This is a genomic window from Nostoc sp., assembly GCF_036917615.1.
Lineage (GTDB): Bacteria > Cyanobacteriota > Cyanobacteriia > Cyanobacteriales > Nostocaceae > Nostoc.
On sequence record NZ_JBALCZ010000092.1, the window covers coordinates 197,909 to 220,056 of the forward strand.

Sequence of the window (22,148 nt, forward strand, 5' to 3'; positions counted from 1 at the left end):
TTGGAAATTCAGTTAACACCTAAAAACTTCTACTTATTGTCACCAAACAAATGAATCCCACACCAGGAAAAATTAACGATTCACTCAGTGACTCAAATTCTGAAGATGCTCGTCAGCAGCAGATACAAAAGAAAAAAAAGTCTTCTACACAATTACCCCAACCTGGCACTACTCAAGGGAGTTGCGCTTTTGATAGTGCAATGATTACCCTAGTACCAATCACCGATGCGGCTCATGTAGTCCACGGACCAAGTGGCTGTGCTGCCAGTATTTGGGGAAGTTACAGCAGTCTCTCCTCTAGTTCGATGCTATACAAGATACGCTTTAGCAGTGACATCGATGAGAACGATATCATCTTTGGTGGAGCCAAAAAGCTGTACAAAGGTATTTTAGAATTACAAAGACGCTACAAACCTGCGGCGGTATTTGTTTACTCTACTTGCATCACCGCTTTGATTGGGGATGACATAGAGGGAGTTTGTAAAGATGCCACTGAGAAAACAGGAATACCCACTATCCCAGTACATTGCCCTGGATTCATTGGGAACCAAAATTTGGGCAACCGTGTTGCTGGTGAAGCAATGCTTTCATCTGTTATTGGAACAGCTGAACCAGATACTAGTACACCCTATGACATTAACCTAATTGGTGAATACAACATCGCAGGTGCAATATGGAATGTTCTACCGTTATTGGAGAAATTAAGTATCCGAGTTTTGGCAAAAATTACAGGTGATGCTGTCTACAAAGAAGTTTGCTATGCCCATCGTGCCAAGCTTAACGTGATCCTCTCCTCCAAAGCACTAATCAACATGGCAAAAAGCATGGAGAAACAATATGGCATCCCTTATATTGAAGAGTCTATTTATGGTGTTGAGCAAATCAATCAGTGCCTAAGGAACATTGCTGCGAAGTTAGGTCATCCTGATTTACAAGAACGTACAGAAAAACTAATTGCAGAAGAAACTGCCGCTTTAAAAGAGAAACTTGCTCTTTATATCACCCGATTGCAAGGTAAGCGCGTTATTCTTTCTATTGGAAGTTTCAAGAGTTGGTTGATTATCTTTACAGCTAAGAAATTGGGAATGGAAGTTATTGCTATTAGTACTAAGAATAATACTGAGGAGGATAGAATTAGAGTCAAAAGTTTACTGGGTCAGGATGGGATAATTCTAGAAGAAAATAGTCCTCAAGAAATCCTACAGATAATTAACGAAAATCAAGCTGATATGTTAATTGCTGATAAACGCCATCAAGACACCTCTCTCACAGCTAGGATTCCATTTCTAGACATTAATCAAGAACGCAACCATCCCTATGCAGGCTATATCGGAATCTTAGAGGTAGCACAAGAACTGTATGCCGCTTTTTATAACCCTGTGTGGGAGCAAGTATGCCAGCCAGCCCCGTGGTCAGAGGATGGGGAAGCAGGAAATTCTCCAGAGGAGGACATTTGATGGCTATTATTAGCGTTACGAGTACATCAGTTGCAGTTAATCCCCTCAAGCAAAGCCAAACTGTAGGTGCAGTTTTAGCCTTTTTGGGATTGAAGGGAATGATGCCTTTATTACACGGTTCTCAAGGCTGTACTGCTTTGGCTAAGGGAGTATTAGTACAGCATTTCCGTCAAGCAATTCCCCTTTCCAGTACGGCGATGACAGAAGTTGCAACCATTTTGGGTGGCGAGGAAAGAGTTGAACAAGCAATCTTGACTTTGGTGCAGAGATCCAAACCAGAAATTATCGGTCTTTGTAGTACTGGACTTGTGGAAACCAGAGGCGATGACATGGGGCGCTTTGTCAAGGAGATTCGCCACCGTCACCCAGAACTAGATTATTTACCAATTGTGCTTGTCTCTACACCAGATTTCAAAGGTACATTACAGGATGGCTTTGCTGGTGCAGTTGAGAGTATAATCAGGGAAATCCCCCAAAAAAGCTCCGAGCAAGAGGCTTGTCCCACACAAATCACTATTTTGGCGAGTTCTGCCTTCACACCAGGGGATGTACAGGAAATTAAAGAAATTGTCACTTCCTTTGGACTCGTACCTATTGTTGTACCTGACCTTTCTGGCTCACTAGATAGTCATATAGAAGATTACTCTAGTGCGTTGGCTTTGCCCGCCGCAGGCATCACAGCTAATGGCACAAATGCAGCACAGTTGCGCTCAATTGGCAGTTCTGTATTCACTTTGGCACTAGGTGAGAGTATGCGGGCTGGGGCGCAAATTTTGGATAAGAGATTCAATATACCTTACGAGGTATTTGGTGAACTGACAGGACTAGCAGCAGTAGATAAATTCCTGCAAGCATTGGCGGATATCAGCGGTGTCAGCGTACCAGAGAAATATCGCCATCAACGCCGTCAGTTACAACATGTGATGTTGGAAAATCACTTTTACTTTGGTTGCAAGCGAGTTTCTCTAGCGCTGGAACCAGATCTACTTTGGTCAACAGTTTCTTTCATGCGATCGCTCGGAGTTCAGATTCACGCAGCAGTGACAACAACACGCTTTCCTCTGCTGGAAAAACTTCCGATTAATAGCGTCACTATCGGCGATTTGGAAGACTTTGAGCAACTGGCGGTTGGGTCTGATTTATTAATTAGCAACTCCCATGCAGTTGCGATCGCTCAACGCTTAAAAATTCCTCTCTATCGTCAAGGGATTCCCATTTTTGACCGCTTAGATCATGGTCAGTTCACCAAAGTTGGCTACCGAGGTACTATGCAACTTTTCTTTGATATTGGCAACCTGTTTTTAGAGCAAGAAACAAAGGTTAAGCATTAATACAGAGCTAACTCTAATTGTTCATCACAATATTACCAATATTATTGGTAATATGTAGCACAAGATACAATCTTGCAGATCAACTTCAGCTTTGATAGTTACTATCAAACCGTATACTTCATCTGTGAATATACCAACCGATGCCAGTAACTAGGCACTAGCTTCTGCGTTGACTCAAATTAAGTCTTCTACTGTTGATGAATCCACCACAGCTAAAAAAAACAACTGCTAAAACGAGTCGTGTTTCAAGAAAGCTTCGCCAGCGTTTTGATTTCACACAATCTGCGATGCCTGCGGCGGGCGTACCCCTGCTCTTAAGCAAGCTACGTGTGGCGTATGGCACAGAAGCCATCGTACCATCTTTGCTGACTTGGTTCGAGGTCATTGGCTACACAGTTTTATTAGAGCCAGATATTGCTTTGGGTAAGCATCAGATAGGGCGCAGCAGTTATAGTGATGTGGTTTTGTATCAGCGCCTTTATAAAGCTTTGCTTCATATTAACCCGAAAAAACCTGATCAGGCGATCGCCGCAGCTATCCATCAGGTTACCTGCACAGAAAGTTCCGACTTGCTGGAAAATAACCACCGCTTTCACAAGTTTTTGACCGATGGTGTGCAAGTTGAATACCTGTATAACGAAGAAATAGTTCATGACAAAGTATGGCTCATTGATCCGTTTAATCTACTGAAGAATGATTGGCTAGTTATTCATCCGTTGACTGTAGTTGAAGGGAGTCATGCTCACTGTCCTGATGTAGTTGTCTTTATCAACGGTTTACCCTTGGCAGTTATTGTCTCAATTCAGCCAAATGATGAACAGGCGACTTTCAAAGAAGGTTATCAGCGAATTCAAACCTACATTGAACAAATACCGAAGCTGTTTTCATATAATACATTCTTAGTTATCACTTATGAAAATCGGGCCCGAGTTGGGACATTAACCTCGGACTGGCATGAGTTTTTACCCTGGCGCACGATTGATGGTGAGGACTTTCCTGCTAAGGGCGCAACTGAACTAGAGGTGCTAATTCAAGGCATTTTTGACAAACGGCGTTTCCTAGAGCAGGTATTGCACTTAATAGTATTTGAGGAGAACGGAACCAGCATTAGTAAAAAATTGCTTCGCCGACCTTTTTGTACTACACAGGACTACAAAAAACCTTCGCATCAAGGCTGGTAGGTATAGCGGTTATCAGTGATAGTAGAAAAACAGCATTGCAGAATATAAATATGAATTAGTACCGCAGCTACGCCCACACAACTCTTGGAGACGCTCTTGCTAGCTTTCTTCCCCGTAGGGGTACGATGAAGCTCAGTGACCATCATAGACATCGTTATGCAATGTCCAAGATGTGCATCAACTTACATTCGCAAGAATAGTAAACAGAGAAGTAAACTTGGATTACATATGTGTTAAATGTACTTGTCAATTTATTGATTTTTACGAACCGAAAGGTTAGCGAATAGCTGATCAAACGCTAACAATTACTCATATATACTTACAAATGCTAAGAGGATGTTTGAAAAGTCCTCTAAGCGAAGAGCAAAACGTTCTAGATCCCTCTAAATCCATGCCACTTGCTCTACTTGGGGAGACCCCTCTGAGCGCAGTGCCGTGGGTTGGGGGGATCTATAAGTGCCTAAAGTCACAGCGAAACACTTTTCAAACAACCTCTAAGATAGTGGTATGGCTAGTGTATTTGTTAATGAATGTTAGCAAAAAGGTATCGGGAAATATAATGTTTAGTCAATTACCGAATTGTATTACCAGTCCTTCGTGGTGGCAACTTTTAAAATGGATTGCCGATCCGATTGGATTTCAGCAAAAATATAGTCAAAAGTATGGAGATATTTTTTCCATGCAGCTGGGTGGACTCGGTTCTTATGTAATTCTTAGCCATCCCCAAGCCATTCAAGAAATTTTCAGTCAAGATTCTAAATTTGATGTTGGTCGTGGGAATAAAATTGCAGAGCCTGTGATTGGGCGAAATTCTCTAATGTTAATAGATGGTGCCCGCCATCGACGAGAACGAAAATTATTAATGCCCCCCTTTCATGGAGAAAAGCTACAAGCTTATGCAGGGCAAATCTGCTTAATTACTGAGCAAATCGCCAGCCAATGGCAAATTGGTCAACCTTTTGTGGCTCGATCTGCCATGCAGAAAGTAAGCCTAGAGGTGATTTTACAAATTGTCTTTGGCTTAACTGAAGGCGAACGTTATCAAAAACTTAAACCTCTACTGACAGCTTGGCTGGATATGACTGATTCTCCCTTGCGCTCCAGTATGCTATTTTTGCCGTTTTTACAACAAGATTGGGGAACATGGACTCCTTGGGGGCGGATGAAACGCAGACAACGCTATGTTTATGAGCTACTTCAAGCAGAAATTGAAGAGAAAAGGACAAAGAACAATCATAATCAGGGTGATGTTTTGAGCTTGATGATGGCAGCACGGGATGAAAATGGGCAAGCAATGACCGACGATGAATTAAAAGATGAATTGCTCACAATTTTATTTGCTGGACATGAAACTACTGCAACAACATTAGCGTGGGCTTTCTATCAAGTTCATCAAAATTCAGATGTACTCTTAAAATTGCAGCAGGAACTTAACAGTTTGGGAGAAAATCCTAAGCCGATGGAAATTGCCCAACTTCCTTACTTAAGTGCAGTTTGTCAAGAAACACTGCGAATGTATCCAGTCCTTCCAGTGCTTTTCCCCCGCATTACCAAATCATCCATAAATATTGCCGGATATCAGCTTGAGCCTGACACAACCTTAATGGCGAGTATCTACCTCCTGCATCACCGGGAAGATTTGTATCCTAATCCTCAACAATTTAATCCGGAACGTTTTCTTGTTCGGCAGTATTCCCCTTGGGAATACATTCCTTTTGGTGGTGGAAGCCGGCGATGTTTGGGATATGCGCTTGCTCAGTTAGAAATGAAATTAGTCTTGGCAACAGTTTTATCCAATTATCAACTTGCCTTGGTGGAAAATAAATCTATTAAACTGCAACGACGTGGGTTTACCCTTGCTCCTAATGGTGGAGTCCGGATGGTAATGATTGGAAAACGATAAACACGCGCTTGTTTTAGGCTGTTTTGGCAAAAGTTAAACTACCAGCGATCGCAAATCAATTGTCCTCTGTTTGAAGTCCAAGCAAAGCGATCGCCAGATGCTGTAGCAGTAGTCTTTAAAGAAGCACGACTGCCCAGCGCTTCAGTCTTCCCATTTTTCGCGCGGATAAAAGCGATATTAGATAAATGCGTCAAAGCCAGTTACCAACTAAAACATAAGGTGCCCAGTAGCCAGGACGACTGTAATTGGGATAATCTTTTAACAACTTTACTTGGGCACGACGCAAGGCTTCAGCCTTTGTCACCTTAGTTTTAACTAACTCACGATAAAATTCACCAATTAAGATAGCAGTAGATTTATCATTGATATGCCACAGTGAAGCCAAGGTACTACGGGCACCAGCTTTCACGGATGTTCCTGCTAGCCCTAGCGTGGCGCGATTGTCACCAGCAGCAGTTTCGCAAGCACTCAAAACCAGCATTTCCAAAGCTTGTGAGCGAGTTTCATCCCGACGTCGCAGCAGGCTATCAAATTGCATCACGTTGATCGGGCCATCAGCGGCAAGTATAAAAGTATTCTCAGCACGGGAGCTAAATTGACCGTGGGTTGCCAGATGTAACACATTAAATGGCACAGCGTTTACCTTATTCTCTAGGTTTTTGCTGTTGAAATCCCGATCTAGTAACTCGGTGGTAGACGCGATCGCTTGGGAAATGGAGTTGAATTCTGATTTAATTTCTGGTAACGGTGGAAATTGCTGTTGAAAGTTTTGTGGTGGTTGTACTAACCCGGCAGCTAGGACGTTGAGTTTTGTTTGTGTCAAGGGTTTGGGTGCGAGTAACTGGAGTCCCAAGCTGAGTGCTACAGCATATTTTTCTACCAGATATTGCTCACCGTCATACAATATACCCATTGGCACGTTTTGCAATATTCCATCCAGTACAAAAACAAGGGTTTTGACTCCACTTTCTTTTAAATCTGACTCAATTTCTTTGATTAACCACCCATAGACTTCCTGTGACAGCGCCTGCACTTCCTCAGTCCTATCAGGTTCTAAAAGATACTCTCTAAGTTCTCTGATAATCCCTTCTACTTCCTTCTTGGACTTGTTTACTGTATAATTACGCAGTGGTTGTTGAGGAATTTTGACAATCACTTGGAGTTCAGAAGGCAGAATAATTGGATAAATGATTGCGGCTGTGGGATTATCTTTATCTACCAGTGTGTCAAGCAAAACAGTTTTGGCATTAATGCAAGCTTCCCGGAAAAAGTTGTCTAATTCCGCCAGTTGCAGTGTTTCAATCCTCTGTCTAGCTTTGTCTAGGGTTGCTTCGCTCGGATGAGTTTGCTGAAACTGCAACAGTAATTCTACGGACTCTCGATATACAGGTTCTACACTTTCTTTAAAGGAAAACTGGACATCTCTATTCACAAAAACTAAGTCACTACGGAGAGTCTGCAACTCTTTGACCGCAGTATCATAGGTGGCAATAGCGCCTTCAATCTCTCCCTGCTGTTTTAACAAGCGTCCCAACTGCCAATACCAACGATAAGCGATATCTGGGGCGTTGATTGTTTGGGCTATAATCAGTGCCTGTTGGGTGAGGTTCTGGGCAATTGACCATTGTTTAGTTTGCTCGTATACACTGCCCAAAGTGCCAAGGGCAAAGCTCTCGGCTCGCTTATCTGCCAAATCTTGAGCTTGTTGCAAAGCGATCGCGCAGATTTGAGCGATCGCTTGGGGTGTAGTCCCAAATTTCATCAAGCTTTCAGCTAGATGAATGCGGGCATAGATAGTTGTCACAGAAGCAGGTAGTTCTGCGAGTTGAGTTTGGATTTGCGGCAATAGTGTCTGCGCGGCTACTGTTTGTTCAGTGTTCACTAGCAAGCTCAACTGATTAATTTGAGCCTGGACTTTGGTAATCGGGTTAGGAGCGATCGCAGCAGCTTGCTGATAAAACTTTATCGCTTCTTGCAAGTCTTGCTGTACTTGTGACGTGTTGCCTAAACTGAACAAAGCGGCGCTCACATCCTGCGGAGAATCCAATTTTTGGGCAATTTCCAAACTTTGCTGTAATACCCGACGCGATTGATCCAAATCTCCCGCCAATTGCAGAGCATCACCAAAAGACCGTAATTCTACTGCTTTAGTAATAGAGTTAGGTTGTAGTTGTAACTGCTGCTGCAATTGAGTCAAGATTGTCAAACCCCGACGGTAAAATCCCAAAACTTGCCATGCTTGTGCTTGGTTGATGCGATCGCGGGTAATGCCATTTTGATCACCTAATTGCTTATAGCTTACTTCTGCACGTTGCCAGGTGTTAAGTGCCTGTTCAGCTTGTCCCAAGTCTAGTTGAATACTACCTTGAATATCTAGAATTGGAGCCAAAACCTGAAGATTTTGGGAATTAGAGGATTTTTCGAGTAACTTCAAGCTATCTGTAATTGCCTGTTGCGCTGGTGGCAAATTACCCATTTTTTGATATGCCAACGCCAAATTACTTAATGCCACAGCCTGCTGCAATTCATTGCCTTGGCTGCCAAAACTTTTAACTGCTTGTTGTAAAACTTTAACCGCTTCTGCAAACTGTCCTGCCTCATACAGTACTTTACCCTGTTGCAGCAAGTCTTGTGTTTGTGCAGAAGGATTTTGGATTGAGACTCCAAGAGTTGCGATATGTTGTGTCTCTATAGTTGCAGCAACAGGAAAAGCAATAACGCACAAAAAAGCTGTCACTAGAACCAAGAGAATTGAAACAGGCAAGTCATGTCTTTTTAAGGAACGAATGAACCATATGTTACATCCGTTACATATCCGTTGCCACTGATTGTTTTTATGACTCTTGGGTTTCATCGGAATTCCTCGCCCAACTCTTGGGGTAACAAATCATTGACTACAGGACATAACAGAGGGAATAGAAGAACTTTGCCCAGATTGAGCCACAAGCATAATATCACCCTTACCACTAACGATCCATCCTTGAGCCTCCACAATATTGCCACCTTTACCTACACCCCCTCTTTCCACCCTGCTCAAGATGAAAGCATTATCTGCAAGAGAAACAGCATCTTGTGCGTGCACTGTCACATTCCCCGCATTCACTTGTCCAGCAGTTGAGGCTTAAAGTTGAGCGCGATCGCGTAATGAGAAAGAACCAGAATTGATAGTAATGTTTGACACAAAGTTGTGAATCCCACTAAAATCCCCAGCAATATTAACAGCACCAGTAACATTCACATTCACATTCCCCGCATTTCCTTGTCCATAATTTGAGGCAGTAAGTTGAGCGCCATCACTTAGAGAGAAGGAACCAGAATCGATAGTAATGTTACCCCCATTGCCTGACCCAAAGCCGACAAAATTACTAACTAAGCTTTCAGATGAAACTTTGATTGACCCGGTAGCATTCAGCGTAATATCTCCCGCAACAGTTTCAGATGTCCCCAAACCTTGCCCAATACCACCGCCTAAAACACTTCTTCCTAAAATCTCTAGATTAGAGGCATTGACTGCAATGTTACCGCCACCAGCCCCAGTTACATATATACCTGCTTGGTTAGTAAGGGATACCGAAGTTCGCGCAACATTCTCAGGAAATCTCAAGCTGAGATTATCGCCATCTACACTCAGCGCAACAGTACCAGGTTCCGCCAACCCTCCTAACTCAACTTGCCCACCAAAAGCATTTAATTTTCCCCCATCCATGCTGACATTACCACCGACCAGCAGTAAACTTTTACCATCTGGTACTCGCGAACCAAATGCAAAAAAGCCTGTTGGGTCTGTTCCTGCTGGTGCAATTGACCTATTTTCAATTCTGCCAGCCTGAAGTTGATTGAACAACAACGCCGAAGGATTAACTGTTAGTAATGGGGAAGGAGTCTGAGGATTAGTTGCACTAAATTCCAACCCATTGCTAAACACAAAAGAATTCGCTGTACTCGCCACAAACGAACCCGCCACATCCAGGCGTGCATTGTTCCCAAATAAAATCCCATTGGGATTGATCAAAAACAAATTTGCACCACCATCCACCCCTAAAGTGCCGAGAATATTGGAGATATTACTTCCCGTCACTCGTGTGAGAATATTGGAGATTCCCGGGGGATTAGCAAAATAAACACGCTGGCATTCTTTGATATTGAATTCACGAAAACTATGGAACAGGTTTGCACCGCGAGTTACTCCACCATCAATCCGGTCAGCCGTCAGTCCTTTAATATTGACATTGGGGGTTCTCGTTGAAGAGTTATCGCCTAATGTTCCATCAGGGGTAATCTGGGCTAAAGCGTGATTTTCACAACAAAATATGACATGAGCAAGCACTCCAATAATACTGAAAATTCCTAATAAATCTGAGTGCCAATTTCTATCTCCATAGATTGCCATGTCATAACCAGCCTCACTTGCTCATTTTATACCTGTGAATATGCAATCAATCATGCCATGACTTCAAGCCACATTTTTAAGAGTTTTCAGCTAGCCGTTCTGATAAATTTTTCTACAATTAATTTCATCAGATCTTTTTACTAGATGAAAGTAAAATTTTTAAAACTTAAAAGTAGGCAAGATATACCAAAATAAAAAGTTACAAATTACTCATCAATCTCGCCTTACGGAGAAAGAATTGCAGCACCGTTTCTTCACGGGAAATAATATCAACCCTACCCTCCATGCCCAATTGAATGTGACACTGGTTTTTCCCTTTACCTAAAACCAGAGTTTCCGGTTCAATAGTCACTTCATAGAAAGCACCAGGCGCAGCAGCTTTTGGACTAGTCGGATTAGGCATTGATGCATTTGTTTGATTATTTTGAGGAGCGATCGCATCTGGAGAAATCGCCTCTACTTTCCCATTGAGAGTACCATAATCTGGGTAAGGACAAGCGCTCACCCGCATTTGGACTTTTTGACCAATTTTTAACTTACTTTGATTTTCAGATGCCACTGCTGCTTTCAAAACCTGAGGCGCATTAGTGGGGACAATTTGCACCAGTTCCTCGCCAGCCCGCACAGTTTGACCTGGGTTTCGCAAATTAAGTTGAGATATAATACCATCGGCGGTAGCTGCGATCGTGGTTTGAGCTAAATCTATTTGAGCTTGTTTGAGTTCGCTAGTATCACGCTCTAACTGCTTTTCAATTTCAATCCGTTGCTTAACTAGGTCTTGACGTTCCTTTTCTGAAGTCGCCTTGCTGCTTTCCCCTGCGGCTTTTTCTTGAGCGATCCGCTCGGTAGCAACAGTTACTTCTGTATTACTTGGATTTACGGCAACTTGAGCGCGTTGTCTTCTAGCAATGACAGCAGATACTGCTTGTTGTAACCGTTCAATTGTTTGTTGTTGCGCTTCCACTGCTGCTTGTTGCGCCTTTACCGCTTGCTCTTGCTGTTTGGCAGCTAATTGTGCTTCTTCCAATTGATCCTTAGATAGCGCCCCTTGGGCGGCTACACTCTCATATCGGTTCTGTTTTGACTGGGCTACACCCAAGGCAGCTTCAGCCGCATGGAGATTTGCTTGTGCTGTTTTTAACTGTGCTTCCCCAGCGTGCAATTCTTTCTCAGCAATTTTGACGTTGACATCAGCTTCTTGGAGTTCAGAAACAGTAGTAATATTTTTATCTTGATATTCCCGACGACGACCCCTCAATTCGGCTTGGGCGCCAGTAATAATCCGGTTAATGCGGTCAGTTTCGGCTCTAATCTGGCTGTTGAGGGCATTAATCTGGGCATTGATTTGCACTAGTTGTAACTTAGATTGTTGAATACTAGTTTGCAATTGGCTCTTTTTGGTTTGCAGACGGGAGTCGTCGATAGTTGCGATCGCATCTCCTTTTTTGACAACTTGATTTTCCTTGACATAAATGTGCATTACCTGACCTTCTGTCGCCGCTTCCACAATTCGCAATTCACCCGCCGGACGCACAACCGCCTGTCCTTGGACTGTAACCTTATACTTAGCAACAGCAACGACTGGAACAGCTAGTCCTAAAACGCAGAGAATAAACATTCCGCCAAAACTTGTCCAACGACTAATTGGTGGGAGAAATTCGTTTGTTTGAATTGGGGGTAAAAAATTTGTGTTGCTAACCATGATGTCATATAAATAAACCGCAGAGACACAGATAAAACAGAGATTTTTACAACTGATTTAGGATTGCTATCTTAATTAATGGCAGCAGTCTTGCCGTTACGATGAGCCGGGGAAGCTGTCAGCGTCAACACATCCTGAGAGGGGACAATATTATCTAGAAAGTCTAAATGTTCACCGGGTAATTTCTGCAATTCTTCTGGTGTACCTTGGATTTTTAAACGTCCTTGTTCTAAAAGTACAATCCAATCTGCCCGCTGTATGACTTTGGGACGGTGACTAATCAGAATGGTAGTTTTATCATGACGATGGGATAAAAGTCTATCTAGTACTTGTCTTTCGCTTACTGGGTCGAGTGCGCCTGTGGATTCATCTAAAATTAAGACAGGTGGCTCAGTAACTATTGCTCTGGCTATCGCTAATCTTTGGCGTTGTCCACCCGAAAGATTTGCACCAAATTCTCCTAAGACAGTTTGATATTTATCGGGTAGTTTGCTGATAAATTCATCTGCACCAGCAATTTGACAAGCTCTCACAATTTCTTCAAAACTGATGTGAGGATAGCTAAAGTGAAAGTTATCAATAATAGAACGACTCCAGAAGTGGGGTTCTTGTGGTACTAATACCACTTGTTGTCGCAGACATTCTAAAGACAGGTCTTGCTGATTATAGAAACCATAACGAATATTGCCAGACTGAAGTTCATATAAGCCAGTCATGACTTTAGCAAGGGTACTTTTACCACAGCCAGATTTCCCAATTAAAGCAATGACTTTACCGCCAGGAATAGTTAAAGAAAAATCTTGTAGTAGGTCAACTCTACCTGCATGATGGAAGTTAAGTTCAGTGCAGGTAATATCTACATTACCAGGAATTTGTGCCCAAGGCTTTTTAAAATCATTTTCGTCTTCAGGGGTAGCATCAATAACTTCTGTCAGGCGTTGAATGACTATCTGGGCAGTGATAAACTGATCTACTAAGGCGATCGCCGCAGTTAGGAAGCCCAGAAAATTGCCACTCATGCCGTTATATGCCATCAATTGACCGATTGTTAAGGTGCGATTAATGACTAAATAGCTACCCATCCAAAGGATGCCAATACTAATGAAAGTGGAAAGAACGCCAGTCACTGTACTGCTATAAAGTCCCAACTTCATCGTACTCCAGCTCAAGTTGGCAAGGCGACCATAATTCCCTTGGTATTCTTCCCAAGCTTGGGGAGTAGCTTGGGTAGTTTTTAATACCTGAACGCCGCGAAATGTTTCCACCAAAAAGCCTTGGTTTTCCGTACCAGAAACAATCATCTTGCGCGTTTTCTGGCGCATTGCTGGTAAGAAAAGCAAGTTAACAGCTGTGACAATAATAAATGCAACTATGGAAGCTAGAGTTAGTTCCCAACTGTAAAAGAGCATAAAGCCCAAGGAAATTACAGCGATAAAAAATTGACTGGGTAATCCGAGGACGATTTGAGAAACTAAGTTATGGATGGCGTTGACATCAGCAATGCGGCTGACAACTTCCCCACTGCGTCGTCCTTCAAAGTAGGAGAGGGGTAAATGTAAGAGTTTGCGTCCGTATTCTAGGATTAGTCCTAATTGCAATCTTTGACCAAAGTGACCGATCAGGTGAGACTGGACTAAGCTAATGGCACTTCTAATTAAGTTCATGGCGATAACGCCAATGGCGACGGTGGTTAGTAGTTGGGTATCTCCTCGTACTAAGACATCATCGGTGAGTAGTTGCATCATAAAGGGAGATGCTAAAGAAAGCAGTCCAATGGCGATGTTAATAGCGATCGCTTGAGCGAGAATAGAACGATAAGGCCAAACCCGTTGCAGATATCTTCCCAAACCGCCAATTTTATCTGATTCTTGTTGATAAAAACGACTGTCGTCTGGAGTCAGCAGTAACATGACGCCATTATTCCAACCCGCCATTAACTCTTTACGGGTAAGATGACGAATCCCAACACCAGGGTCGGCTATGACATATTTTTTGGCTTTTTGTCCGTATAATACGACCCAGTGGTAGCCTTTCCAGTGGATAATTGCTGGTAGAGGAGCTTGATCTAATTGGTCGATTAGTTGGGTAGTGGCTTTTACTTGGCGGGCATTGAATCCTAGTACTTCTGCTCCTCGCTTCAATCCCAGCAAGGATGTTCCTCTAGAACCTGTGCCTACGGCTTCTCGAACGCGGTTGAGGGTAAATGTGTGTCCGTAGTGTTTGGCAATGGTGGCTAGGGACGCTGCACCACAGTCTTCTTCACTATGTTGCAGAATAACTTGGTATTTCATAACAGGACTTTGAAGTAAATTAAGGACGATTGCTGATATTAAGCGGTTTTTACATCAGTTGGCCTACCCTACAGCACCATAAGTCTTTTACTATTGTCAAAAGACTGTTTACCTTTGTGACAGACCAACAAATATTTTATTTTCACAAGCTATATGAGTATGAAGCTTTCTCAGCAATCATTTAGGATTGCTATGACTTCTAAAATACGTGCTTTGCTTGAATACTACTTTTTCTTTTTGGATGCTAGTTTTTTCTTTAGGAGCAAGCCAAAACCCATAAACGCTAAGCTTAATGTTAAGCTAGGCTCTGGGACAGAGCGTAAAGAGTACTTTGTAACTCCTCTTCCGTCTACGGTGGGTACCTTACCGTATAGGAATAAGTCTCCACCCAATTCACTTAGATGCTGTGTGCTAAATTGGAATCCAAACCCAGACTGATTTAGTGCAAGAAAGGTCAATCCCGAAAAGGAGCCGTCTTGGAACTCTAACAGGGGATAACTGGGAAAATCAAGGTCGCTAGTCTCGTCGTAAGTTTCATCTAAAAAATTGAAAGAAATAGATATTCCTTTACGGACTCCCAATGTCTCAAGCCCAATTCCCGTTAAGGTTGAGTCATCATAGCTAACAAAACCTGAATACTGCTGACCTGTCAATGAACCGCTAGTCAAATCTACAGTGAAGTCATAGGTGACGTTGGCAGCAAGAGCCGAGTTAGCTTTGAGTATGGTAAAGCTTAGGGCTGCGTTAACGGTTGCAATAGCTAATTTTTGGTAAAGATTCACTAGCTCTCCTATACTTGCGGTTGTGAACGATATTGATAAATACTCAAAATTGAGGCTTTCAAGCTGTCAATTTCCAGGCTTTTGAATTATTCAAGTAAATTTCTACAGCAAAAACCCAGAAGAACCTGGGCAATTAAATCAGTGCAGTCAGATTGAGTGTCGCTTCATAGTCAACCGTTTTGAAGATTCTCGGCATAAATTGAGATGCATTGGTATCTTACTGTCTCACTAAATAGGGTTCTTCGACAAGCTGCAACTGTAGTAGAGTTCAGCTAAACGGGTGCGGAACCGAACTCTACAACACGGTTAACGTAAGCTCATGCTATTTCCCCATTGACACTGCCGCACAATAGGGTAGCGCATGGATTTTCAACATGACCAAGTACTTTCGATCTCTTGTCACGCTATCTGGTAAAAAGATGAGATTGTGTCATTGCTTATTCCAGCGTCTTCAACCCAAGGATATGCTCCTGGTCCTAAAACTTGGTGAAAACCTCTGTGATAGCTATCTGCATAGAAGTCCCATTTTCCTGATGAGATAATAATCGAAGAAACTTGATCATTCCAATGATCACCTACGTAATCATAGCTCAAGGTTGTCCTCCAGTTCTCACCACCATAATTGATGTCTTGAAAGAGTTCTACGTCACCAAATGCGCCCTTAATGGTAGCAGCTTCTTCAGAAGTAAGCTCTGAATAAAGGGAACTTATGTCGAGAGTTTTCATGTGCTAATCCTTGTGTAAATTGTTAATTGCTAATTGATTAGACCTAGAAAAGTCACCAACTAGACACTAATTAAATCCCCGATGCAGAGATAATTAGATAAATTTTAATTCACCTTGCTTGCATCTTTTTTGTGATACTTACTACGTGAACTTCTCTGCATACCATTCTTTACGACGACTTTTATTTTTTATGCACTTGGATCAGAAAAATTTTTTAAAAATCTGTAAAATCCTTATGCAGCAAGGAATTAGCTTTTGGCTGTATTGCTGTATAATTTAGAGCAGGTATGGTTCAAACAACGGCAAATATTCCATGCAACCCCGACAGGGCATTGTTGAAATCTTTTCTACCTTTGTGCAATTTGATGTAGACCAATTTAGTGGTTGGGCAACAGATGCCAAGCTGCGACGCAGTATAAAAGTTTGCCTGGAAGGATCGTCAACTGAGAAATCAGATACCTTTTGGGCACTTTACTAATATGGAGTTTGGCAGACTGAATCTAGTGCTGTGGCAACTTACAAGAGGTGTGCTATTGGACTGCAAAAAAATTCGCTCTCAACTTTTCCACACAATCGTCTCTAGCAGACTGTTTTCAGATGGCGATCGCTCCTGTCCAGAAAATCTTAAAAAGATTCAATCCTCAATACAGTTCAAATTTGAAAGGCTACGCTGAACTTGGCTTTGAAAGTATCATCAAGGATTTAATGCGCTTACGTCGGGAAGTAGACATTTGCTCAGACTGGGCATTACATAAACTCAGCCGGAAACGATTGGTGCAGTCATTACAAAATGCAGGATTTAACGCTCAAAGCATCGAGAGTTATATTTTAGCCTGGGAATGCTTTAAAGAACTCTACACAGGTAACAACTATTGCAATTTTACTACGGTCAGAAGCTGACTCAAACAGAAATTGCTGCACAGTTAGAAATTAAGCAATATACTGTTTCTTGTCGGCTGGCTAGCATTAAAAAGTTATTGCTACTGACTCTAATGCAGTGGAGTCAAAACACCTTGCATATTTCTCTTAAATCCGACGTAATAGATACTATATAACACAAGCTTAGAGGAATGGCTCAAAGTCCAATATAGCCATACCCAGATGCAATGAGCAGACAACGCCAGAAAATTCTTTCTTGTCTCTGTTAACTCTTTATATGGAGCCATTCTAAAATTATGTTTGACGCACCTCCCCCATTCACTATTGACTCACAGCAATTATATTTGGAAATTCCCGCGTTTGGCAGTTCCATTTTCACTGTGGGGCGCACTCCTGGCACATAGCGGTTGGCGAAAAAAATTGTCTGAACTGCGTCACGGTTTACTCATGCAGTGGTCAATTCCGTAACTAAAACGTCCAAACGTTTGTATGTGTTTGGTCTGATTTAAAGTATTGTGTGGCGGGGCGAAGCCTCGCCCGCTCTTTGTGCCAGTTGCGTAAGTCCTGATTATAAAGGGAGATGCTAAAGAAAGCAGTCCAATGGCCATTGGAAAGAGTGCCTACGGCTTCCCGCACGCGGTTGAGGGCAAATGTGCGTCCGTAGTGTTTGGCAATGGTGGCTAGACACGCAGCACTGCAGTCTTCTTCAGTCGGTTGGAGGGCTATTTGGTATTTCATTTTCAAGATGACTGGTAGAGGAGAAAGAATCGTCGGGGCTTTTGCCCCGACGATAAGTGATGTTTAGCTTCTAAGTTCAGACTTTTGATTACTTAGCTATAACTACTTTCACTGGACTGAGAGGCTAGGTAGTACCTGAATTAGCTCCACTATCAGTAGTTAAGATTAAATTATCGCCATTACGATCAAAGTTATTTTTTCCTTCAGCTAGCCTTAGGATTACTGGATTAGGGTTAGATCCAATCATCCTGTCGTAGACAACAACTGGTTGCTGAGGCAAGGTATATGTAACTTGTTGGTTAGGATTCAAAGATTGAATTTGTCCGTTAAGAGTGTAATCGACGCGACCAGCCGAGTTATTGCCGATAGAGTAGTCGGCACCACCTTCAATCACGGCTCCTTCTTCGGGAGTTAATTCGATGAACAGTTGTTCTTGACCAACAACAGAATGGTTACAAGTAGAAGTGATATTGTTGATCTTCGACATTGTTTTCCTCCTTGATTTTAATTAACTTAAATCTGGAGATATTTTTTCCAGGTAAAGTTGTTATACCATTTCTTTGTGATCCTACGCTAAATTTTATTGACTTCTTATTTGTGTTCTTTGCATTCTTTACGGTTCGTTCATGATAGATGGCGCATCTTCATACAAAATTCATATTACTTCGAGCTTCAAAGTCAAATTTGGCTCAATGACTCTAGAATTAAGTTTCAATTTCAAGGAAAAAATTACTATTCAAAAATTGATTAAATGGACAATAAACAGAAAAAATTACAAGTTTTTGCTCAGTATTTTTATCAATATTTAGTAATAACTATGCGTAAAACATTTACATATACCTCTTGATGATTATTTTTAGTTTTTATGCATTTAAATCAGAAGCTTTTTGGAAAAAGATTGCAACCACTTCACTTATGCATAAAAAATCGGGGTAAGTGCCCCGACCTTATACTGTGTTCAGCTTTTTAGGTTAGATTTTTGAGTAGTTGGCTCTTTGCTCTGAACCGAGACAGAATAATCTAATCTCAGAAATTCAAATCAGTAAATCAACTTGATAATTGCACATTAGCCTACGACATAGAGCTCGATACCATATGGATTAACACTTTGGTCTTCTTGAAACTCATATACTTTTCCATTGGCCAAATCGTATTTTTTGAATTGTTTGTAGTCATTTTGAACGTCAGCATACAATTCAATAATTAGTTTTTTAATTAGGTCATCCAGAGAGAATTAGGTAAGTTTTAAGGCGTTACAATTTGCGGCTGTAACCATCGAAATTTTGTTCTATATTTGACAAGATCATCCAATGATTCAGCAAGTCACCAAAGAAAGCATTTCTTTTGTGATACTTAACTAAATGAATCTCTCTGCATATCACTCTTTACAATGACTTTTAGTTTTTATGCACTTAGCTCAGAATTTTTTTTTAATATCTGTAAAATCCTTACACAGCAAGGAATTAGCTTTTGGCTATATGGCTGTATAATTGAAATCAACTCTTGTTTAACAGCGGCAAGTATTCCATGCAACCCCGACAGGGCATTGTTGAAATCTTTTCTACGTTTGTGCAATTTGATCTAGACCAATTTAGTGGTTGGGCAACAGATGCCAAACTGCGACGCAGTATGAAAGTTTGCCTGGAAGGGTCATCAACTGAGAAATCAGATACCTTTTGGGCACTTTACTGGTATAGAATTTGGCAGACCGAATCTAGTGCTGTGGCACTGGCACATCTTTGTGCTTACTTGCAAGAGGTGTGCTATTGGACTGCAAGAAAATTCGCCCTAAATTTTCCCACACAATCATCTATAGCAGACTGTTTTCAGATGGCGATCGCTCATGTTGCCAAAATCCTCAAAACTTTCAATCCTGAATGTAGTTCGCATTTAAAAGGCTATGCAGAATTAGCTTTTGAATGGATGCTCAAGGATTTAATGCGCTTACGTCGGGAAGCAGACATTTGCTCAGACTGGGCTTTATTGCACAAACTCAGCCGTAAACGATTGGTGCAGTCATTACAAAATGCCGGATTTAACGCTCAAAGCATTGAGAGTTATATTTTAGCCTGGGAATGCTTTAAGGAACTCTACACAGGTGACAACACAAAAATTCGCCAGCTTACCAAACCAGATGCTGCGATTTGGGAGGCTATTACTAATCTTTATAATGCAGAACGTTTAAGCCGATTGAGTTCACCCACTCCCGTACTCAACCAGCAAACCATAGAAACCTGGCTATCATCTTGTGCTAAAGCTGCCCGTACTTTCCTTTATCCTAAGGTTGTTTCCGCAGACGCTCCCCTCAAAGAAGAAGATGATGGTAATTTATTAGACATATTGCCTGCGGATTTGCCAACATCTTTACTAACGGAAATCATTGAGCATGAAGAAGCTGCGAATACACGAAATCAGCAAGCTCAGTTAAACCAAGTTTTGCATCAAGCGATCGCTGCTTTGGATGCTGAGTCACAACAACTATTGCAATTTTACTACGGTCAGAAGCTGACTCAAACAGAAATTGCTGCACAGTTAGAAATGAAGCAATATACTGTTTCCCGTCGCCTTAGCAGCATTAAAAAGTCATTGCTGTTGACTTTAACGCAGTGGAGTCAAAACACCTTGCATATTTCTCCTACATCCGACGTAATAGATGGCATAAACACAAGCTTAGAGGAATGGCTCAAAGTTCAATATAGCCATACCCAGATGCAATGAGTAGACTAGAGAGAATTTTCTCTCCCCCGTCTCCCTTAACTCTTTATATGGTCTTTATATGGAGCCATTCTAAAATTATGTTTAACGCACCTCCCCTATTCACTATTGACTCACAGCAATTATATTTGGAAATTCCTCAATCTCCAGAGATGCAAGAACAACCATACTCAACAGCTGGTGCTTGTCAACGTGGGTGGATAAATCAAATTTGCTTACAAGCTTTTTTGCCTTGGTTCAAAGAGGAAATCGCCCCCACCGCTAGGCTTTATCCCAACAGTGCGGCATTGCCGAGTTTTTGGGAAGTAGTCAATGGCACAGCGATTACTTTCGATAGCGATCGCCTTGTATTAATTCCCACCCTCGCTATGGATGGGGATGAGTTGCGCGTACCGCAGGAATGGGTAGATATTCCAGAGTGGGTTGCTGACTACTACGTAGCAGTACAGGTTAATCCCGATGATGGCTGGATGAAAATTTTTGGCTACACAACCCATCAAATTCTGAAAACAAGAGGGGTTTATGATGCTGGAGACCGTACTTATAGCTTGGAAAGTGAAGATTTAATTCCAGATATTAATGTGCTGTGGGTTACACGCCAACTTAATCATCCAGAAGCTTTACGCGCCGAGATTGCACCTTTAGCTCCTATTGCCAAAACCCAGGCAGAAAACCTCTTAGAAAGGTTGGGTCATCCCGATGTGAAATTCCCGCGTTTGGCAGTTCCATTTTCACTGTGGGGCGCACTCCTGGCACATAGCGGTTGGCGAAAAAAATTGTCTCAACTGCGTCAGGGTTTACTCATGCAGTGGTCAATTCCGCAATGCTTGCAGACAGGAGTAGCCAATTTAGTTCAACAGTGGGGATGGGAAAAAAGAGAATTCGTTGTGGTGCCTACGGGAATGCGGAGTGCAGAACCAGTTCTAGGCTTATCTCGGCAAATAATAGTTGCACAAGATACATATGAGTTACGTATTTTACCAAAAGCTGCTTCTAAGAATCATGTTTGGCGCTTTGAATTGCGAAGTACAACTCCTGGTGGTCAAATTCCTGATGGGTTTAAGCTCCGACTACTGACGGAAGACTTACAACCTTTTGAGAATAATGAAGATACGGCAACAACTTCTGTAGATATGTTGTATTTGGAAGTAATTTTGGAACTAGGAGAAGGATTGGTTTGGGAAATAGAACCCGCGCCTGAAGACTATGACCGAGAGATTTTGTGGTTTTAAATCTTAAGCTGTTACACATTGAGTTTACAATAGCAGCGTTACCTTTATTTTTAATTTTTCTTCCCTATTTAATTATTAACTCTCCCTAGTTTAACAGCCTATTTACAGCAGTTTTCATGTATTTGAACCACATCTGTCGTAGGGGTACAGCATTGCTGTGCCCGTAGAGCGTGGTCTATTTAACTGAAAAGAGCTGTAATAAGTTTTTAGCTCATCTCCTGATTTAAATCATCTATGAGATATGTATTCTTTCACCATATTTATTCTGGCTTCTGACTCCTCAAAACTTTCAAAGTGAAACTTAAATGGCTATTGCCTTAATAACTAGTTATAAGGTAATACGCTTGGGTTAAGGCTTAACTCTTTGTCAAAGTCATTTTTTTTACGTAGACGCAAAGCGGCTTGCCGCAGGCTACCGCAAAGGACGCATTCGCGTAGCGTCTCGTAGAGAAGAACGCAAAGGAAGAGAAGGAAGAAATGCTTAACTGAACTGTATTGAGTTATAAGGACAAATCCAAATCCGTTACTGCACCGACACTGCTAGAAGATACCAAAAAGGCATATTTTGCCAACACGCCTTTAGTGTAACGGGGTGAAGGAGGTTGCCAGTTTGCACGGCGACGAGCTAATTCCTGCTCAGATATGTTCAACTGCAAAAGGCGTGCAGGTGCATCAATGGTAATACTATCGCCTTCTTCTACAAGAGCGATCGCACCACCAACTGCGGCTTCTGGTGCAACGTGACCAACCACCATGCCGTAAGTGCCGCCAGAAAAGCGTCCGTCGGTAATTAATCCCACAGCATCACCCAAACCAGCACC

Annotated in this window: 18 protein-coding genes and 2 pseudogenes; 9 read left to right on the forward strand and 11 right to left on the reverse strand. The window is 42.0% G+C overall.

Translation table 11 applies throughout. The annotated features are described in order from the left end of the window. Window positions 1-50: 50 nt before the first annotated feature. From nifE to V7K85_RS35080, 4 genes are all read left to right on the forward strand, one after another. Window positions 51-1,457, forward strand: coding sequence for a nitrogenase iron-molybdenum cofactor biosynthesis protein NifE (gene nifE, locus V7K85_RS35065; RefSeq protein ID WP_334821100.1), 1,407 nt, complete (start codon window positions 51-53; stop codon window positions 1,455-1,457). Beyond that, complete coding sequence (nifN, locus tag V7K85_RS35070) at window positions 1,457-2,788, forward strand: nitrogenase iron-molybdenum cofactor biosynthesis protein NifN (RefSeq protein ID WP_334821102.1); 1,332 nt, start codon at window positions 1,457-1,459, stop codon at window positions 2,786-2,788. The genes nifE and nifN overlap by 1 nt, the downstream gene beginning before the upstream one ends. A gap of 287 nt (window positions 2,789-3,075) precedes the next feature. After that, a complete protein-coding gene (locus tag V7K85_RS35075) occupies window positions 3,076-3,969 on the forward strand; it encodes a type I restriction endonuclease (protein ID WP_334821104.1) in 894 nt (297 codons plus the stop codon). Between the two features lie 559 nt (window positions 3,970-4,528). After that, the gene (locus tag V7K85_RS35080) at window positions 4,529-5,872 is read left to right on the forward strand and encodes a cytochrome P450 (RefSeq protein WP_334821106.1); all 1,344 of its coding nucleotides are present in this window, start codon (window positions 4,529-4,531) and stop codon (window positions 5,870-5,872) included. Window positions 5,873-5,910: 38 nt separating this feature from the next. On the opposite strand, the gene V7K85_RS35085 is transcribed toward V7K85_RS35080, so the two are convergent. From V7K85_RS35085 to V7K85_RS35120, 8 genes are all read right to left on the reverse strand, one after another. Then, a complete protein-coding gene (locus V7K85_RS35085) occupies window positions 5,911-6,066 on the reverse strand; it encodes a hypothetical protein (protein WP_334821108.1) in 156 nt (51 codons plus the stop codon). Further along, on the reverse strand, window positions 6,063-8,726 hold the full coding sequence (locus V7K85_RS35090; protein WP_442940647.1) for a CHAT domain-containing protein: 2,664 nt from the start codon (window positions 8,724-8,726) through the stop codon (window positions 6,063-6,065). The genes V7K85_RS35085 and V7K85_RS35090 overlap by 4 nt, the downstream gene beginning before the upstream one ends. A gap of 33 nt (window positions 8,727-8,759) precedes the next feature. After that, the gene (locus V7K85_RS35095) at window positions 8,760-8,954 is read right to left on the reverse strand and encodes a hypothetical protein (RefSeq protein WP_334821110.1); all 195 of its coding nucleotides are present in this window, start codon (window positions 8,952-8,954) and stop codon (window positions 8,760-8,762) included. A gap of 39 nt (window positions 8,955-8,993) precedes the next feature. Continuing rightward, window positions 8,994-10,262: a filamentous hemagglutinin N-terminal domain-containing protein gene (locus V7K85_RS35100; protein ID WP_334821111.1), complete on the reverse strand. Its 1,269-nt coding sequence runs from the start codon at window positions 10,260-10,262 to the stop codon at window positions 8,994-8,996. A gap of 199 nt (window positions 10,263-10,461) precedes the next feature. Further along, entirely contained in the window at window positions 10,462-11,964 is a 1,503-nt protein-coding gene (locus V7K85_RS35105) for an HlyD family efflux transporter periplasmic adaptor subunit (protein ID WP_334821113.1), read from the reverse strand. 71 nt (window positions 11,965-12,035) lie between these two features. Continuing rightward, entirely contained in the window at window positions 12,036-14,255 is a 2,220-nt protein-coding gene (locus V7K85_RS35110) for a peptidase domain-containing ABC transporter (RefSeq protein WP_334821115.1), read from the reverse strand. A gap of 224 nt (window positions 14,256-14,479) precedes the next feature. Further along, complete coding sequence (locus tag V7K85_RS35115) at window positions 14,480-15,037, reverse strand: hypothetical protein (RefSeq protein ID WP_334821117.1); 558 nt, start codon at window positions 15,035-15,037, stop codon at window positions 14,480-14,482. Between the two features lie 399 nt (window positions 15,038-15,436). Beyond that, the gene (locus tag V7K85_RS35120; protein WP_334821119.1) at window positions 15,437-15,763 is read right to left on the reverse strand and encodes a beta/gamma crystallin-related protein; all 327 of its coding nucleotides are present in this window, start codon (window positions 15,761-15,763) and stop codon (window positions 15,437-15,439) included. A gap of 313 nt (window positions 15,764-16,076) precedes the next feature. On the opposite strand from V7K85_RS35120, the gene V7K85_RS36770 reads away from it, so the two are divergent. From V7K85_RS36770 to V7K85_RS35130, 3 genes are all read left to right on the forward strand, one after another. Further along, the gene (locus V7K85_RS36770) at window positions 16,077-16,241 is read left to right on the forward strand and encodes a hypothetical protein (RefSeq protein ID WP_442940648.1); all 165 of its coding nucleotides are present in this window, start codon (window positions 16,077-16,079) and stop codon (window positions 16,239-16,241) included. A 119-nt stretch (window positions 16,242-16,360) separates the two neighbouring features. After that, complete coding sequence (locus V7K85_RS36775; RefSeq protein ID WP_442940649.1) at window positions 16,361-16,663, forward strand: hypothetical protein; 303 nt, start codon at window positions 16,361-16,363, stop codon at window positions 16,661-16,663. A 303-nt stretch (window positions 16,664-16,966) separates the two neighbouring features. Further along, a complete protein-coding gene (locus V7K85_RS35130) occupies window positions 16,967-17,110 on the forward strand; it encodes a hypothetical protein (protein ID WP_334821122.1) in 144 nt (47 codons plus the stop codon). 135 nt (window positions 17,111-17,245) lie between these two features. Here the strand turns inward: V7K85_RS35130 and V7K85_RS36780 are convergent. Both V7K85_RS36780 and V7K85_RS35140 read right to left on the reverse strand, forming a co-directional pair. Then, a pseudogene (locus V7K85_RS36780) lies at window positions 17,246-17,380 on the reverse strand (cysteine peptidase family C39 domain-containing protein); the annotation flags it as partial. A gap of 124 nt (window positions 17,381-17,504) precedes the next feature. Continuing rightward, window positions 17,505-17,867, reverse strand: a complete 363-nt coding sequence (locus V7K85_RS35140; protein WP_334821126.1) for a hypothetical protein — start codon at window positions 17,865-17,867, stop codon at window positions 17,505-17,507. Window positions 17,868-18,907: 1,040 nt separating this feature from the next. Here V7K85_RS35140 and V7K85_RS35145 point away from each other — a divergent pair. Together V7K85_RS35145 and V7K85_RS35150 are read left to right on the forward strand one after the other, a co-directional pair. Beyond that, the gene (locus V7K85_RS35145) at window positions 18,908-20,098 is read left to right on the forward strand and encodes a sigma-70 family RNA polymerase sigma factor (protein WP_334821128.1); all 1,191 of its coding nucleotides are present in this window, start codon (window positions 18,908-18,910) and stop codon (window positions 20,096-20,098) included. A 77-nt stretch (window positions 20,099-20,175) separates the two neighbouring features. Continuing rightward, on the forward strand, window positions 20,176-21,327 hold the full coding sequence (locus tag V7K85_RS35150) for a DUF1822 family protein (RefSeq protein WP_334821130.1): 1,152 nt from the start codon (window positions 20,176-20,178) through the stop codon (window positions 21,325-21,327). A gap of 500 nt (window positions 21,328-21,827) precedes the next feature. Here the strand turns inward: V7K85_RS35150 and V7K85_RS35155 are convergent. After that, window positions 21,828-22,148 (reverse strand): annotated as a pseudogene (locus tag V7K85_RS35155) (dihydroxy-acid dehydratase domain-containing protein); the annotation flags it as partial.

Excerpts from the sequence above, each read along its gene's own strand:
- nifE (WP_334821100.1), top strand. The coding sequence starts at position 51 with ATGAATCCCACACCAGGAAAAATTAACGATTCACTCAGTGACTCAAAT.
- nifN (WP_334821102.1), top strand. The coding sequence starts at position 1,457 with ATGGCTATTATTAGCGTTACGAGTACATCAGTTGCAGTTAATCCCCTC.
- V7K85_RS35075 (WP_334821104.1), top strand. The coding sequence starts at position 3,076 with ATGCCTGCGGCGGGCGTACCCCTGCTCTTAAGCAAGCTACGTGTGGCG.
- V7K85_RS35080 (WP_334821106.1), top strand. The coding sequence starts at position 4,529 with ATGTTTAGTCAATTACCGAATTGTATTACCAGTCCTTCGTGGTGGCAA.
- V7K85_RS35090 (WP_442940647.1), bottom strand. The coding sequence starts at position 8,726 with ATGAAACCCAAGAGTCATAAAAACAATCAGTGGCAACGGATATGTAAC.
- V7K85_RS35100 (WP_334821111.1), bottom strand. The coding sequence starts at position 10,262 with ATGGCAATCTATGGAGATAGAAATTGGCACTCAGATTTATTAGGAATT.
- V7K85_RS35105 (WP_334821113.1), bottom strand. The coding sequence starts at position 11,964 with ATGGTTAGCAACACAAATTTTTTACCCCCAATTCAAACAAACGAATTT.
- V7K85_RS35110 (WP_334821115.1), bottom strand. The coding sequence starts at position 14,255 with ATGAAATACCAAGTTATTCTGCAACATAGTGAAGAAGACTGTGGTGCA.
- V7K85_RS35120 (WP_334821119.1), bottom strand. The coding sequence starts at position 15,763 with ATGAAAACTCTCGACATAAGTTCCCTTTATTCAGAGCTTACTTCTGAA.
- V7K85_RS36770 (WP_442940648.1), top strand. The coding sequence starts at position 16,077 with ATGCAACCCCGACAGGGCATTGTTGAAATCTTTTCTACCTTTGTGCAA.
- V7K85_RS36775 (WP_442940649.1), top strand. The coding sequence starts at position 16,361 with ATGGCGATCGCTCCTGTCCAGAAAATCTTAAAAAGATTCAATCCTCAA.
- V7K85_RS35140 (WP_334821126.1), bottom strand. The coding sequence starts at position 17,867 with ATGTCGAAGATCAACAATATCACTTCTACTTGTAACCATTCTGTTGTT.
- V7K85_RS35145 (WP_334821128.1), top strand. The coding sequence starts at position 18,908 with ATGCAACCCCGACAGGGCATTGTTGAAATCTTTTCTACGTTTGTGCAA.
- V7K85_RS35150 (WP_334821130.1), top strand. The coding sequence starts at position 20,176 with ATGTTTAACGCACCTCCCCTATTCACTATTGACTCACAGCAATTATAT.